This window comes from Novosphingobium sp. GW821-FHT09E05, assembly GCF_059416165.1.
Genome location: NZ_JBWKOQ010000001.1, coordinates 115,890 through 130,684, shown reverse-complemented (window position 1 = coordinate 130,684; position 14,795 = coordinate 115,890). Strand labels below are relative to the sequence as shown.

Annotated in this window: 14 protein-coding genes; 8 read left to right on the top strand and 6 right to left on the bottom strand. The window is 68.5% G+C overall.

Annotation, left to right across the window (positions count from 1 at the left end):
* The first annotated feature begins 3 nt into the window (after window positions 1-3).
* The gene (locus AC07M9_RS00590) at window positions 4-438 is read left to right on the top strand and encodes an ExbD/TolR family protein (protein ID WP_007687539.1); all 435 of its coding nucleotides are present in this window, start codon (window positions 4-6) and stop codon (window positions 436-438) included.
* 174 nt (window positions 439-612) lie between these two features.
* On the opposite strand, the gene AC07M9_RS00585 is transcribed toward AC07M9_RS00590, so the two are convergent.
* On the bottom strand, window positions 613-915 hold the full coding sequence (locus AC07M9_RS00585; protein ID WP_494880456.1) for a UBP-type zinc finger domain-containing protein: 303 nt from the start codon (window positions 913-915) through the stop codon (window positions 613-615).
* Window positions 912-2,564, bottom strand: coding sequence for an FAD-dependent oxidoreductase (locus AC07M9_RS00580; protein WP_494880455.1), 1,653 nt, complete (start codon window positions 2,562-2,564; stop codon window positions 912-914). The genes AC07M9_RS00585 and AC07M9_RS00580 overlap by 4 nt, the downstream gene beginning before the upstream one ends.
* A gap of 622 nt (window positions 2,565-3,186) precedes the next feature.
* Here AC07M9_RS00580 and AC07M9_RS00575 point away from each other — a divergent pair.
* From AC07M9_RS00575 to AC07M9_RS00560, 4 genes are all read left to right on the top strand, one after another.
* On the top strand, window positions 3,187-3,393 hold the full coding sequence (locus tag AC07M9_RS00575; RefSeq protein WP_007684000.1) for a cold-shock protein: 207 nt from the start codon (window positions 3,187-3,189) through the stop codon (window positions 3,391-3,393).
* A gap of 81 nt (window positions 3,394-3,474) precedes the next feature.
* Window positions 3,475-3,810, top strand: coding sequence for a DUF6481 family protein (locus tag AC07M9_RS00570; RefSeq protein WP_494880453.1), 336 nt, complete (start codon window positions 3,475-3,477; stop codon window positions 3,808-3,810).
* A 49-nt stretch (window positions 3,811-3,859) separates the two neighbouring features.
* Entirely contained in the window at window positions 3,860-4,543 is a 684-nt protein-coding gene (locus tag AC07M9_RS00565) for a spermidine synthase (RefSeq protein ID WP_494880451.1), read from the top strand.
* Between the two features lie 172 nt (window positions 4,544-4,715).
* Window positions 4,716-6,029, top strand: a complete 1,314-nt coding sequence (locus tag AC07M9_RS00560) for an Hsp70 family protein (RefSeq protein WP_494880449.1) — start codon at window positions 4,716-4,718, stop codon at window positions 6,027-6,029.
* Between the two features lie 153 nt (window positions 6,030-6,182).
* Here the strand turns inward: AC07M9_RS00560 and AC07M9_RS00555 are convergent, their stop codons facing one another.
* From AC07M9_RS00555 to AC07M9_RS00545, 3 genes are all read right to left on the bottom strand, one after another.
* Complete coding sequence (locus AC07M9_RS00555; protein ID WP_494880447.1) at window positions 6,183-6,368, bottom strand: YbdD/YjiX family protein; 186 nt, start codon at window positions 6,366-6,368, stop codon at window positions 6,183-6,185.
* Complete coding sequence (locus tag AC07M9_RS00550; protein WP_494880445.1) at window positions 6,365-8,410, bottom strand: carbon starvation CstA family protein; 2,046 nt, start codon at window positions 8,408-8,410, stop codon at window positions 6,365-6,367. The genes AC07M9_RS00555 and AC07M9_RS00550 overlap by 4 nt, the downstream gene beginning before the upstream one ends.
* 153 nt (window positions 8,411-8,563) lie before the next feature.
* A complete protein-coding gene (locus tag AC07M9_RS00545) occupies window positions 8,564-9,937 on the bottom strand; it encodes an aminotransferase-like domain-containing protein (protein ID WP_494880443.1) in 1,374 nt (457 codons plus the stop codon).
* Between the two features lie 98 nt (window positions 9,938-10,035).
* Between AC07M9_RS00545 and AC07M9_RS00540 the strand changes: the two genes are divergently transcribed.
* The 3 genes from AC07M9_RS00540 (at window position 10,036) to AC07M9_RS00530 (ending at window position 13,188) form a co-directional block, all read left to right on the top strand.
* Entirely contained in the window at window positions 10,036-10,473 is a 438-nt protein-coding gene (locus AC07M9_RS00540) for a DUF983 domain-containing protein (protein WP_494880441.1), read from the top strand.
* A complete protein-coding gene (locus tag AC07M9_RS00535) occupies window positions 10,463-10,771 on the top strand; it encodes a hypothetical protein (protein ID WP_494880439.1) in 309 nt (102 codons plus the stop codon). Before AC07M9_RS00540 ends, AC07M9_RS00535 begins: the two co-directional genes overlap by 11 nt.
* 281 nt (window positions 10,772-11,052) lie before the next feature.
* The gene (locus tag AC07M9_RS00530) at window positions 11,053-13,188 is read left to right on the top strand and encodes a TonB-dependent siderophore receptor (RefSeq protein ID WP_494880438.1); all 2,136 of its coding nucleotides are present in this window, start codon (window positions 11,053-11,055) and stop codon (window positions 13,186-13,188) included.
* A gap of 97 nt (window positions 13,189-13,285) precedes the next feature.
* On the opposite strand, the gene AC07M9_RS00525 is transcribed toward AC07M9_RS00530, so the two are convergent.
* Window positions 13,286-14,467 (bottom strand): capsule polysaccharide biogenesis protein, encoded by a 1,182-nt coding sequence (locus AC07M9_RS00525; protein ID WP_494883851.1) that lies wholly within the window; start codon window positions 14,465-14,467, stop codon window positions 13,286-13,288.
* Window positions 14,468-14,795: the final 328 nt, after the last annotated feature.

Here is a 14,795-nt window from a genome sequence, read left to right as displayed (position 1 = left end):
CTCATGGCAATGTCAGGCGGCAAGGATGATGGCGCGCCGATGATGGAGATGAACACGACGCCGTTGATCGACGTCATGCTCGTTCTCCTCATCATGTTCATCATCACCATCCCGGTTGCGACCCACTCGATCGACATCGATCTGCCGGTGGCGACCCCCCCGACGGACACCCCGCCGCCGATCGACCCTGTCAAGAACAAGGTCGTTCTCACGGCGGACGACAAGATCATGTGGAACGGCACCCAGATCGACGCGGTGACGCTCAACAACTCGCTGCAGGCCACCACCCGCATGACCCCCGAGCCGGAACTCCAGTTCCAGCCCGAGCCGGAAGCCAGCTACGAGCTGTCGGCAGGGGTTCTGCAGGTCATCAAGGCCTCGCAGGTCACGAAGTTCGGCTTCGTCGGCAACGAACAGTTCGCGACCTTCGGCAAGTAAGCCCAGGGTTCAAAGGCTGGTCCCGCAAGGGACACCCAAAAGGGGCGGAGCGATCCGCCCCTTTTTTCATGCCTGGACCGCATGGCGCTCGCGGGTCGGCCACACGCCTGACGGAGGGGGCGGCAACGCCCAAGCCGCCACCCTGCTTCCCGCCGCCGCGCGGCAGGGGAGTGTTCAGAAAAATCTCGGGATCGGCCCCAGCTGCGGGGTCTGGTCGGGCAGGTCGACTTCGACGTCGTCGACATAGCACCAGCCCCAGCCCTCGGGCGGGTCGTAGCCCTCGATGATCGGGTGGTGCGTCGCGGCGAAGTGGGCGCGGGCATGGCGGTTGGGCGAATCGTCGCAGCAGCCGACGTGGCCGCAGCTGCGGCACAGGCGCAGGTGGACCCAGAAACTGCCGGTCTTCAGGCACTCCTCGCAGCCTTTGGCGCTGGGGGTGACCTGGTTGATGGTCATGGTGTGCGAACAGCCGGTCATGGCGCTTCCCTCCGGTTGGCGGCGAACTTGGCGTGGATCTGCGCGACCACCGCCGCGCCCTCTCCCACCGCGGCGGCGACCCGCTTGGTGGAGCCGGCACGCACGTCGCCGATGGCGAAGACACCGGGCATCCCGGTCTCGAGCGGTTCGCAGCCGGTCCCCGCGGGGCCGCCGGTCATGACGAAGCCGCGGTTGTCGGTCTCGACCGCGCCGCGCAGCCAGTCCGAGTTGGGATCGGCGCCGATGAACAGGAACAGGTGGCGCAGCGGCTGGCGCAGCAGCGAGCCGTCGGCGTTGCAGCGAATGGTCGCGCCCGCAAGGCCGCCCAGTGCGTCGCCTTCCAGCCCGACGACCTCGGCGCCCATGTGGACCTCGACGTTGGGCAGTGCGGCGATGCGGTCGACCAGGTAGCGCGACATCGTCTCGCCGAGGTCGCGCCGCACGATCATGTGCAGCCGCTTCACCTGCGGTGCGAGGTAGACCACCGCCTGCCCCGCCGAGTTGCCGCCGCCGACCAGCGCCACTTCCTCGCCCGCGCAGAGCCGCGCCTCGATCGGCGAGACCCAGTAGGACACCCCTGCCCCCTCGAACCGCTCCAGCCCCTCGACCGCCGGACGCCGGTAGCGTGCGCCCGAGGCGACCACCACCGCGCGCGCCTTCACGCTGCGCGCGTCCGAGAGACCGAGGCGCAGGTGCCCCTCGCGTTGTTCGAGGCCCTCGACCTCCACGGGAATCGCCATCTGCGCCCCGAACTTGAGCGCCTGGTTGAAGGCGCGGCCCGCCAGCGCATGGCCGGAAATGCCGGTGGGGAAGCCCAGGTAGTTCTCGATCCGCGCCGAGGCCCCGGCTTGCCCGCCCATGCTGCGGCAGTCGAGCACGATCACCGAAAGCCCCTCGGACGCCGCATAGACCGCCGCCGCGAGGCCCGCCGGCCCGGCGCCGACGATGGCGACGTCCTGCACCGCGTCGGGGTCGATCTGCGCCGACATGCCGAGGCACGCGGCCAGTTCGGTTTCGGCCGGGCGGCGCAGGATCGGGCCGGTGGGGCAGACGACGAGCGGATATTCCTCGGGCGCGACGCCGAGGCGCTCGACCATCTCCTTGCCCTCGCCGTCCTCGCTCACATCGACCACGAGGTAGGGGTAGCCGCTGCGGCGCAGGAACTCGCCGAGGCGCAGGATGTCGGGACTGCCGGGCACGCCGATGAGAACGGTGCCCGCGCCGCCCTGCTCGATCAGCCCGACCCGGCGCAGGATCAACGCGCGCATGACCGTCTCGCCAAGATCGGCCGAGCCGATCATCAGGGCGCGCAGGTGCGCGGCGTCGATCGGCACGGCGGTGCAGCCCTGCTCTCCGGCCCGCCCGCCGGCAATCGAGGGGCGCCCCGCCAGCTGGTTGATCTCGCCGGTGAACTGGCCGGGGCCATGGGTGGTGATGGGTGCCTCGCGGCTGAGCCCGTCGCGGCGCAGGACGTCGATGCCGCCTTCCAGCACGAGCCAGGTCGGGGCGCCGCAGTCGCCGATCGCATAGACCGGTTCCCCGGGTTCGAAGCGGCGCTCGGGACCGCTGGCAAAGCGCCGGGCCTCGGCGATCTCGGCGGCGCCCAGCACCGGGAACATCTGGTATTCGCGGCTCGCGATGTTGCTCAATGCCGGTCTCCCCGTGTCGAAGCGATGGCCTTCGTATCGGGCCGCTGGCCCGGACACGCCACTATACGCAGGTTTTGGGTCGGTCTGTCGACACCGGGATGGCCTGCATGGACCTGCGGATGATGACGCGCGGCGGCGGCGCGCGGGCCGCCCTCGCGCTCGGCCGGATCGGGGGGATCGCGCGGGCCCGGCAAAGCCGACGCGATCGAAGGCGTGCGCCAGGCCGACATCGCGAACGGCTGGGCGCCACGGCGATTCGCCGGGGCAACACCTGCCTCGGTTATCTGCGACGCAGGAGGCGTGCTCCGCCGCGACAATCCAGCCTCGGCAATGCGAGGCCGAGCGCGATGCCCGATTTCGCCGTAAAAGCAGCCGGCACACCGGCTCCGAGGGCCCAACATCCCCTGAAAGCGCTGCCGGCCCGCCTTTCTGCACGGGCCGACGCGTCATACGAGGCTTCGATAGCTATCTGCTGATTATGTGCTATAGGCTGCCACGCTGATGTCGCCATCGACGGATATCGGGCCGCTTCAGCTGCTCCCTTTGTCCCTTAGTTGCTTCGCGAAGCCGGGATGCGCCGCATTGGTGCATGCCCGTCAACCTCGGACAAGGAATGCGTCCCATGATCACCGGAAAAGTAAAGTTCTTCAACGCCGACAAGGGCTATGGTTTCATCGCGCCTGAAGGCGGCGGCGACGACGCCTTCGTGCACATCTCGGCCGTTGAGCGCGCTGGCATGCGCACCCTCGATAAGGAGCAGCGCGTCTCCTACGAGCTGGAAACCGATCGCCGTGGCAAGACCTCGGCCGTCAACCTCCAGCCCGCCTGAACGGGTTGAAGGGAGCGGCCCGCCGGTTTCGGCGGGCCGCTCCCTTTTCCTTTGATACTTGAGAGAACTAGGTAGCAGTTAATGGCAGGATACAAGGAACCCGGCATCCAGGACCGGGTCAACGCCGCCGCGCAGGCGCGGGCCAAGGCCCTCCAGCTCCTGAAGTCCAAGCCCCCGGTCGACCCGGCGGTGCAGGCCGAGCGTATCGCCAAGGCCGCGGAGCGCGAAGCCGCGCAGGCCGCGAAGCGCGAGGCCGCGAAGGCCGCACGCGAGGCGAAGATCGCGGAAAAGGCCGCCGCGGCCGAGAAGGCGCGTCAGGAAGCGGAAGCCGCCGCCCCGCCGCCGCCGCTGACCGAGGAAGAAAAGAAAGCTGCCCGCGACGCCCGTTACGCGGCGCGCAAGGCACGCAAGAAGTAATTCCGCGCGAGACGTTTGGGGCCCTGCGGGTCCGTCAGAAAGGTGCCCGATGATCGCTCCCCAGCTCGAGGATGAACTCATCGGCACCGCGCGCGTCCCCGACGGCGTGGAACTCAAGCTCGTGCGCAACGGCGACGATTTCGCGATCCTGCTCGACCGCAACGAGTTGATGAGCACCGACATTTGCGCGTCGGAAGAAGAACTGGCGACGATGACGCTGGACCGGCTGGCGGATCGCCCGGCGCCGCAGCTGCTGATCGGCGGCTACGGCATGGGCTTCACCCTGCGCGCGGCGCTCCGCGTGCTCGGCCCCGATGCCGAGGTGACCGTGGCCGAGATCGTGCCCGAGATCATCGAATGGGCCCGCGGCCCGATGCGCGGCCACACCAACGGCTGCCTCGACGATCCGCGCGTGGTCCTCGTCAACGACGACGTGGCGATGCTGATCGGCACCGCCCGCGAGGGGTACGACGCGATCCTGCTCGACGTCGACAACGGGCCCGAGGGTCTGACCCGCAGGCTCAACGACGACCTCTACGGCGACAATGGCCTCAAGGCCGCGATGGACGCGCTCACCCCCGGCGGCATCCTTGCCGTCTGGTCCGCGACACCCGAACCCTCGTTCAACGTCGCGCTCGAGAAGGCCGGCTTCGAGGTTGAAGAAGTGAACGTGCGCGCGCAGATCGGCAACAAGGTCGATCACCACCTCATCTGGTTCTGCCGCAAGCCCTGAGCTTCTCGTCGTCCCAGCGAAGGCGGGGACCGCTGCTTACCCTCGAGGCGAGACCTCTTCGCCAGCCACTCGCCGGCTTGTATCCAGTTCCGCAGTGGGCGCGGCGCCTTGCATCCAGGCCCACCCGCTGGCATAGGCCCGCCCGCTTGCGGCCAGAAGGAACAGCCACATCATGTCCGCCGTAACGCCCGCCAAGGCCCTGGGGATCGACTTCGGCACGACCAACTCGGTCGTCGCACTCACCACCGGCACGGGCGACGCCGATCTCGTCGAATTCCGCGCGCCCGGCGGCAGCGCCTCGGTGTTCCGCACCGCGCTGTGCTTCTGGCAGGACGGCGACCGGCCCGGCGGCGTGGCCCACGAGGCCGGGCCCTGGGCCATCGCCGAGTTCCTCGACTTCCCGCAGGGCAGCCGCTTCCTGCAGTCGTTCAAGTCGGTCGCCGCCAACCCGCTGTTCGACCAGGCCACCATCTTCGAGAAGCGCATGCGTTTCGAGGACTTGGGGCGCACCTTCCTCGAACACCTCGTCGCCCACGGCGGCGCGGCGCTCAGGAACCTGCCCGAGCGCATCGTCGTCGGCCGCCCGGTCCGCTACGTCGGCTCGCGCCCGGACGAGGCGCTGGCGCGCACCCGCTACGACGCGATGTTCGCCGCGCTCGGCCGCGAGGTCCACTACGTCTACGAACCGCTCGGCGCCGCCTATGGCCATGCCTCGCGGCTCGACCGTCCGGCGACGCTGCTGGTGGCGGACTTCGGCGGCGGCACCAGCGACTTCTCTATCGTCAAGGTCGATGCGCCGGGATCGGCGCGCCGCTGCGTGCCGCTGGGCTCGGCGGGCATCGGCATCGCCGGCGACCGTTTCGACTTCCGCATCATGGACAAGCTGGTCCTGCCGATGCTCGGCAAGGGCGGCACCTACCGCTCGTTCGACAAGGTGCTGGAAATCCCCGACGGCCACTTCACCGACTTCGGCGACTGGTCGCGCCTCGCCCTCATGCGCAACCGCCGCACGCTGGCCGAGCTCGCCAAGCTGCAGCGCAGCGCCACCAACACCGCCGCCATCGACCGCATGATCGCGGTGGTCGAGCACGAACTGGGCTACCCGCTCTACGAAGCCGTCGGCCGCCTCAAGCGCAGCCTGTCGAGCGATGCCCACGCCGGTTTCCGCTTCGACAGCCCCGAACTGGCCATCGAGGCCGAAGTCAGCCGTGCCGAATTCGAAAGCTGGATCGCCCCCGACCTCGAGCAGATCGCCCTGACCCTCGACACCGCGCTCGCCAACGCGGGCGTGGGCGCCGAGGGCATCGACCGGGTGTTCCTGACCGGCGGCTCCTCGCTGATCCCGGCCGTCCGCCGCATCTTCGAGATGCGCTTCGGCGAGGACCGCCTCCACAGCGGCGACGAACTCACCTCGATCGCCCACGGCCTGGCGCTCATCGGCGAATCCGCCGACCTCGCGGAATGGAGCGCGGTGCAGGAGGGGTAAGGGCTGACGGGGTCCAATCCCCATAGCCTCGTCATTCCCGCGACGGCGGGAACCCAACTGATGGAGCCTCAGGTCGCACCGTCATCAGATGGATCCCCGCTTTCGCGAGGATGACGAGGTGTGGGTTGCAGCCTGGGCAGCAGACCTTTGGGCTCAGCAGCACTTTCCCCCGCCCGCGCCGCTGAAGCGCGCATTCTCCCGGTTGCGGAAGAACTCCACGCGGGTCATCGGCGCCGCCTCGGGATGCTGCTGGGCCATGTGCGCGAGGTAGACCTCGTAGGGCGGCTGGCCGACCATGAGCCGCGCCATCTCGCGCAGGCGGGGGACGAACCCGGTCACAATGCGGGCACCAGCCGCACCGGCGTCTCGCTGACGCTGGGCAGCGGATCGCGCAACGCCGCAAGGCAGGTGCGCACCGTGAAGAACAGCAGCGACAGCACGACCGCGAGGAACACGGCGCACAAGGCGGCATCCACCCGGTCGTTGAACACGATCGCCTCCATCTGCGCCATCGACTTGGCGGGCGCCAGCACCGTGCCCGCCTCCAGCGCCGCGCCGAACTTCGCGGCATGGGCAAGGAACCCGACGGCGGGATCACTCGACAGCAGCTTGAGGCTCCCCGCGCTCAGCGTGCAGACCAGCAGCCAGACGGTCGGGATCACCGTGACCCAGGCGTAGCGCTGGCGCTTCATGCGGAACAGCACCACGGTGGACAGCATCAGCGCCACGGCGGCGAGCATCTGGTTGGAGATGCCGAACACCGGCCACAGCGTGTTCACCCCGCCCAGCGGGTCGGTGACGCCCTGGTAGAGGAAGAACCCCCAACTCGCGACGCACAGGCCCGTCGCGACAACGCCCGGCATGAACGAGGTCCCGGCGCGGAACGAGGGGACCACCATGCCGATCAGGTCCTGCAGCATGAAGCGCCCGGCGCGGGTGCCCGCGTCGACCGCGGTGAGGATGAACAGCGCCTCGAACAGGATCGCGAAGTGATACCAGAAGGCCTTCATGGCTGAACCGCCCGCGACGTGGCTGAAGATCTCGGCCATGGCGACGGCCAGCGTCGGCGCGCCGCCGGTGCGCGAGACGATGGTGTGCTCGCCCACGTCGCGCGCGGTCTGGACCAGCGTGTCGGCGGAAATCGGGAAGCCCATCGCAGTCACCGCGGCGGCCGCGCTCGCGGCGTCGGTGCCCAGCACGGCGGCGGGGCTGTTCATCGCGAAGTAGATGCCCGGATCGAGGATCGATGCACCCACCAGCGCCATGATCGCCACGAAGGCCTCCATCAGCATCGCGCCATAGCCGATGAACGGCGCGTCGGCCTCGCTGCCGATCAGCTTGGGGGTGGTGCCGCTGGCGATCAGCGCGTGGAAGCCCGAGACCGCCCCGCAGGCGATGGTGATGAACAGGAACGGGAACAGCCCGCCCGACCACGCAGGGCCACCTCCGCCGACGAACTGAGTCAGCGGCGGCATCCGCAGCGGCGGCGCCATGACGACGATGCCGATGGCGAGCGCGGCGATCGCGCCGATCTTGAGGAAGGTCGAGAGATAGTCACGCGGGGCCAGCAGCAGCCACACCGGCAGCAGGGAGGCGAGCGCGCCGTAGCCGATCAGGATCCAGCACAGCTGCTCGGGCGTGAAGGTGAAGATCGGCCCCCAGACCGGCGAGGCGGCGATGGCCTGTCCGTAGACGATGGCCGCGATCAGCCCGAGGAAGCCCAGCACCGAGACTTCGCCGATGCGGCCCGGCCGGATCCAGCGGGTATAGATCCCCATCGCCAGCGCCAGCGGGATCGTCGCGGCGACGGTGAACGTGCCCCAGGGGCTCTCCGCCAGCGCCCTCACCACGATCAGCGCCAGCACCGCGAGGATGATGACCATGATGAGGAAGGCGCCCGCCAGTGCGATGGCCCCTGCGACCGGGCCCATCTCCATGCGGACGAGTTCGCCCAGCGACTTGCCGTCGCGGCGCATCGAGATGAACAGGACCATGAAGTCCTGCACCGCGCCCGCCAGCACGACGCCGACGATGATCCACAGCGTGCCCGGGAGGTAGCCCATCTGCGCCGCCAGCACCGGCCCGACCAGCGGCCCGGCCCCGGCGATGGCCGCGAAGTGGTGGCCGAAAAGCACGCGCTTGTCGGTCGCCACGTAGTCCAGCCCGTCGGCGCGGCTGATCGCCGGCGTCGCGCGGCGCGGGTCCAGCGCCATGACGTGCCGGGCGATGAACAGCGCGTAGTAGCGATAGGCGACAAGGAACGTGCTCACCGCCGCGACGACGATCCACAGCGCGTTGACCGGCTCGCCGCGCGACACCGCCAGCACGGCCAGGCACGCCGCCCCGACGAGGGCGAGGATGATCCACGGGATATGTTTCAAGGCTCGCTCTCCTGCCGCCGCCGATGCTTTGGAGGTGTTCCTAGGGCCTGAGCTTGCCAAGCAGAAGCCGGTTTGCCGATGCGGCTGAAATTTCGTGTCATCCTCGCCAGAGCGACAACAGACCTCACCACCCCCACTCCGGGAGGTTCGTGGCTATACCAGTGGACTCGCCCGCCCCGCCCGGTGGTGGAGCATCGCATCGAGCACGCCGAGGGCCCGGGCCAGCCGCTGCCGGTCGAGGCTGCCGCCGATCGACAGCCGCACCGCCGCCGCACCGCCCGCCGGACCGGCGCGGAACTGCTCGCTCGATACGACGGAAACGCCCAGCGGGCGCAGGCCGGCGACCAGTTCGAACGACTGCGTATGCTGCTCCAGCGGCACCCAGAGGTGATAGCCCGAGGGCGCGGCGCGGTAGCTGCCCGCGGGCAGGATATCTGCGACGATGGCAAGGCGCGCGGTGCATTCCTCCCGCACTTCGCCGACCAGCCCGGCCCAGGTCCCGTCCTGCAGCCACCGGGTGCAGACCGCGAGGTTGAGCGGCGGCGGCATGATCGTGGTCTCGTGCGTATCGGTGGCGAGCCGCAGCGCGTCGCGCACCAGCGGCGCGCGCAGGTAGGCGATCCTCAGTGCCGGCGAGATCAGCTTCGACAGGCTGGCGATATGCCAGGTTCGCTCGGGCGCCAGTGCCGCGAGCGGCGCGATGCCCTGGCCGCCGAGGCGCGAATAGGGGTCATCCTCGATGATGAGCACATCGTGTCGCCGCGCGATCTCGGCAATGCGCCTCCTGCGGTCGAGGGGGAGGGTCGCGGTGGTCGGGTTGTCGTTGTCCGGCACGAGATAGATCGCGCGGATCGGCGAGACGGCGCAGGCATGCTCGAAGGCGTCGGGGTCGATGCCGTGTTCGTCCGCCGTCAGCGGCACGATCGAGACGCCCCGGCGGCGACAGATCGCGCTCCACCCCGGATAGACGAAGGGTCCGGTGCAGACGGCGTCGCCCGGCTCCAGCACCGCGCTGGCGACCGCATGGAGCGCGGTCTGCGCGCCGCTGGTGACGAGCACGGTGTCCTCGCCCGCCTCGATGCCCGAGGCGCCAAGCCACTGCGCGCCGGCGAGCCGGTCCTCCGGCGCTCCGCCAGCGGGCTGGTACTGCATCCGGTTGGCCGCCGTCGGGCCTTGCAGCACTTCCTGCAGGCTGGCCGAAAACGTGGTCGCGAAAGTGCTTCCGGCCGGGATCGGGGGCAGGTTCATGCCGGTGTCGAACGGCTGCACGACCACCGCCGCCGAAGCCCCGGCGCCCTGTTCGCGCACGAAGCTGCCGCGCCGGCCTTCGGCGTCGATCAGCCCCCGTCGCCGCGCTTCGGCATAGGCGCGCGAGACCGTGCCCGCATCGAGGCCCAGCGCTTCGGCGAGATCCCGCTGCGGCGGGAGGCGGTCGCCGGGGCGCAGCCTGCCCTGATCGAGGTCGCGGGCGATGGCGGCGCATATCGCCAGGTAGAGCGGCCCTTCGCTGCCCCCGAGTTGAGGCAACCACTTTTGCGACGTAGTTTGCATTGACTTTGTATGCATGCAAAACACATATGCAGCAACAGCCGATTCCCGGCAATCCGCAACAGCAGGTTCGTGACATGGAAGAACCCGACCAGACCGAGACGCCGCGCCCGGAAAAGGGCAGGTGGATACTCCACTGCGGCCTCAGGGGCCTGTGCCCGCGCTGCGGCCAGGGGCGGATGTTCCGCAAGTGGCTCAAGCTGCAGGACAAGTGCCCCAACTGCGGGCTCGACTATGGATTCGCGGCGCCGGACGACGGACCGGCGTTCTTCTCGCTGTGCATCGTCGCCTTTCCGCTGACGTTCTTCGCGGTGTGGCTCCAGGTGAAGTACGAGCCGCCGTTCTGGGTCCACCTGCTGACCTCGTTCCCGTTGCTCGGCATCGGCTGCGTCCTGCCGCTTCAGTACATCAAGGGCTGGCTGGTCGCCTCGCAATACGTGAACAAGGCGCAGGAAGCCGGGACCGAGAAGCTCTGGGCCGACCTCAACGCCCGCGCCGAGCGCCATGACGACTGACGCCGCCGCCCTGGCTCGTGAATTCGCCGCCGGCTGGTTCGAGGCGATCGCGCGGCCCGACCTCTCGCGGATCGTCCGCGACGGCGAGGGCGACGACTTTGTCGAAGTGCGCAGCGCGGCGCTTCTGCTCTCGGCCCAGTCCGAACGTCTCGCCCGCTACGAAAACGCCCTCGCCCAGTACGCCGACCCGGAGTTCTGGGATGAGGCCTATCCCGGCGGCCCGCTCGCGCTCCACGACCGCGGCGAGATGGCGCGCAACGTCCTCGAGGGACGGCCGGCCTTCTTCCACCGCGACTGACCCGGCCATGCCGCGGGTCCGCGACAATCGATTTCTGCGGCTGGTCTCTATTATGTCACACCGTTGAATTCGGAGCGAAAAATCGCCGGATCCCCCCGCGCACCGCACCGGGGCCAGCAGCCTTCCTTGTTCTCCGATCCCTATGGTTCCAGCGTGCTTCAATTTGTTATTGCGAATGATCCGCAATCCTATTAGCGGGCGCAGCAATTCGGGCTTTCCAGAGAGCCCGTGAGCACCGGCCGCGATGGGGTAGCCGGCGCAGACCAGACAGGGATCGTCACATGAAATCCAGGATCGCACTCATGATCGGCGGCGCGTGCGCCGTCTACGCCATGCCTGCCGCCGCGCAGACCGCCGGGGAGGACAATGGTCCTGGAGCGGACGAGATCGTCGTCACCGGCAAGTACACCATCGCCGACAAGATCGACACCGCCACCGGTCTCGGCCTGTCGGTGCAGGAGACCCCGCAGTCGGTCAGCATCGTGACCGCCCAGCGCATCCTCGACCAGAACCTGATCAGCGTGGCCGACGTGATCCAGAACGCGGTCGGCGTCACCGTCGCCGAAGTGGACGACGTGCGTAACAACTTCTTCGCGCGCGGCTTCGATATCACCAACTACCAGATCGACGGCGTGCCGCTGGCCTGGACCCTCGCGGGCGGCAAGGGCGAGACCAACATCGACGTCTCGATCTACGACCGCGTCGAGATCGTGCGCGGCGCCACCGGCCTGCTCACCGGCGTGGGCGACCCCTCGGCCTCTGTCAACCTGGTGCGCAAGCACGCCGACAGCAACGAACTGAAGGGCTACGTCAACGGCAGCTACGGCAGCTGGGACACCTGGCGCGCCTCGGCCGACATCGGCGGCCAGGTCACCGCGGACGGCCGCCTGCGCTTCCGCGTCGTCGGCCGCTACGAGGAGGGTGACAGCTACATCGACCTCTACCATAACAAGAAGTGGCTGGTGTACGGCACCATCGACGCCGACGTGACCGACACCACGCTGCTGCGCCTGGGCATCAGCCACCAGCGCGGCACCCCGAGTGCTCCCGCCTGGGGCGCGCTGCCGACGTTCTTCTCGGACGGCACCACCACCGACTGGGATCGCTCCAAGAGCACCTCGGCCGACTGGTCGTACTGGAACACCACCAACCAGAACCTTTACGCCACCGTCCGCCAGGAAATCGGCGACAAGTGGTCGTTCACATTCAACTACAACCGCATGCGCAACGCCGAGCAGGCGAAGCTGCTGTACCTCTCGGGCACCGTCGACGTGAACACCGGGGTGATCCAGTCGGCCTTCCCCTACAAGGACGAGGGCGAGAGCATCCAGAACAGCTTCGACGGCCAGCTCAAGGGCTCCGTCAACCTGCTCGGCCGCGACCATGACGTCGTCATCGGCGCGCTGCGCAGCGTGCAGAACCTCTATACAAACAGCTTTTCCGCGAATTCCTTCCCGTCTGGCCCGGACTTCGTGTCGGACGGCGGCTCGACCGTCGCCGACCCGGGCTTCACCACCGTGCCCTTCCTCGCCGTCGACCAGAAGATCGTGCAGACCGGCGTCTACGGCGCGCTGCGCGCCAACGTGACCGACCAGCTCAAGATCATCGGCGGCGGCCGCATCGCCAGCTGGAAGCAGACCGGCACCAACTACGGCGCCGCGGTCGACTATGGCGACAAGGGCGTGTTCATTCCCTACGTCGGCGCGCTCTACGACATCGTCCCGGGCATGCGCGCCTACGCCAGCTTCACGCGCATCTTCACTCCGCAGAGCGCGATCGACGCCAACCTCAAGCAGCTGCCCCCGATCGAGGGCGATTCCTACGAGATCGGCCTGAAGAACTCGTTCTTCGGCGACGCGCTGCAGACCTCGATCGCACTGTTCCGCATCAAGCAGAACAATCTGGCGCAGATCGACGTCAATGCGCCCGAGATCACCCCGCCGGGCGGCCTGCCCCAGCAGCCGTACATCGCCACCGCCGGCGCCACCAGCAAGGGCTTCGAGGTCGAAGTCACCGGCGAGCCGCTCGAAGGCTGGAACCTGAACTTCGGCTACAGCCAGTTCAAGATCGAGGACGCCGACGGCGCCAAGGTCAATACCGACCAGCCGCGCAAGCTGCTCAAGCTGTTCACCACCTACACCATCGGCGACCTGACCTTCGGCGGCGGCGTGAACTATCGCAGCAAGGCCTATTCGGCCGGCGCCAACCCGGTCACCAACGCCGCCTTCCGCTTCCAGCAGGACGGCTACACCCTCGTCAGCCTGATGACCCGCTATGCGTTTACCGAGAACCTGCAGGTCCAGGGCAACGTCGAGAACCTGTTCGACAAGAAGTACTACAGCCAGATCGGCTTCTACAGCCAGTACCGCTACGGCGCGCCGCGCAACTTCACGGTCAGCGGCACCTACCGCTTCTGAGGCGGCGGATCATCCCGCAAAACCGGCGGGGGAGGGCGGGCGTGAAAGCGCCCGGCCTCCCCTCGGCCGTTCTGGGCCGGACATCCCGGACCGTGCCTTACTCCGAGGCGATCAGGCGTCCCTCGAAGCGGGCAACGGCGTGACGCACCACCTTGTCCAGCGCCTCTTCCGAGAAGAAGCCGCCGGGGATCAGGCAACGCTCGACCAGCACGCGGCGGAAAGCGGCGAAGGTCGGCTCGTCCGGGGCGACGGGATCGCGCCAGAAGGCGTCCAGGCCGCTTTGGTAGGTAATGTCCGGTATGTCGTAGACCGCATGGCCCAGCGCCACCACCGGCACGCCCTCGGCAAGCGCCAGGGTACCGCTGGTGCTGTTGATGGTGACGACGCCGCGCGCGCGCCGCGTGACCGGCACGATATCGCCCCAGCCGAGGTAGTCGACACGGCCCTCGATCCCGAAGCGCCGCGCCATGTCGGCGGTTTCCTGACGCCAGTCGCGCACTCCGTTGTCGAGCGGGTGCTCCTTGACCACCAGCCGCGTGTCGGCGGGCGCATGCCCGGCGAAGGAGCCAAGCACCAGCTTGAGCGCGTCGGCGATCCCCGCGAAGGGCGAATGCAGGCGGATCTGCGCGTCGGAATCGAGCTGCAGCGGGAACAGGAAATACGGCTCCTGCGACGATGCCAGCCGGGCGATCAGCGCGGCGCCGGTGGCCTCGCGCTGCTTGCGGTTCCGCAGCTTGCGCATCCATCCCATGCCCTCGACCAGCGGATGCCAGGGTCGATGATTGGTCCAGTGCGGATAATGCCACCGGGTCAGCACGTCGGCGACGTTGTAAAGGAGGCCCTCGGCGGCGCGGCGTCGGAACGAGGAAGGGACCTGCGCATGGGGCGGCACGGGCGGCAGGGCAGCGGCGGTCTCGCGATACCAGACCGGGTCGCGGGGCAGCGACGAGTGGCCGTTGACACCGCCGAGTTCCAGCGTGACCCAGTCAGGCCGGACATAGCCTTCCTCGAAGACGTGGACCGGCACGCCCAGTTCCCGGCAGACGCGGGTCGCGGGCATGTGATGGTCGCGGCAGTCGCCGAACAGCGCGACGTCGGTGATGCCCCGCTCGCGGATCAGCTGCGACAGCCATTGCGGCCAATCTTCCAGCGATCCGCGGTAGTCGACGCCGTTGGGCAGGCGCCAGAACACGCGGTCGCCGCCGTTGAAGTTGACCTTGTGGACCGCATGCCCCGAACGGATCAGCTCCTGGCCGAGGCGGCGGAACAGCGGCCCCATGAGTCCCTGCAGCAGCAATACGGTGCGGCGACCACGATTCTGCCGGCCGTCGCGATCCGAAGGACCGTCCGGGACCTGGAAAGACTCGGTCGCGCCGATACGAAGTTCAGGCATTCGAAAAAATGTACTCCGTAATGACATCCAGCAGATGCTTACCGACAGATACTTGAACCGAAACTTGCCCGGCATGTTCTTCAAGCCGTTAGTCGTGCGGGCGGCACGCGGCAACCCTGCCTCTCGCCCACCCACAAGACGGAGACATCGGATGACAGCCTTGCCCGCTGCCGCTATGAGCCCATCCCCGCGACCTGGGCAGGGGCCCGGCGCC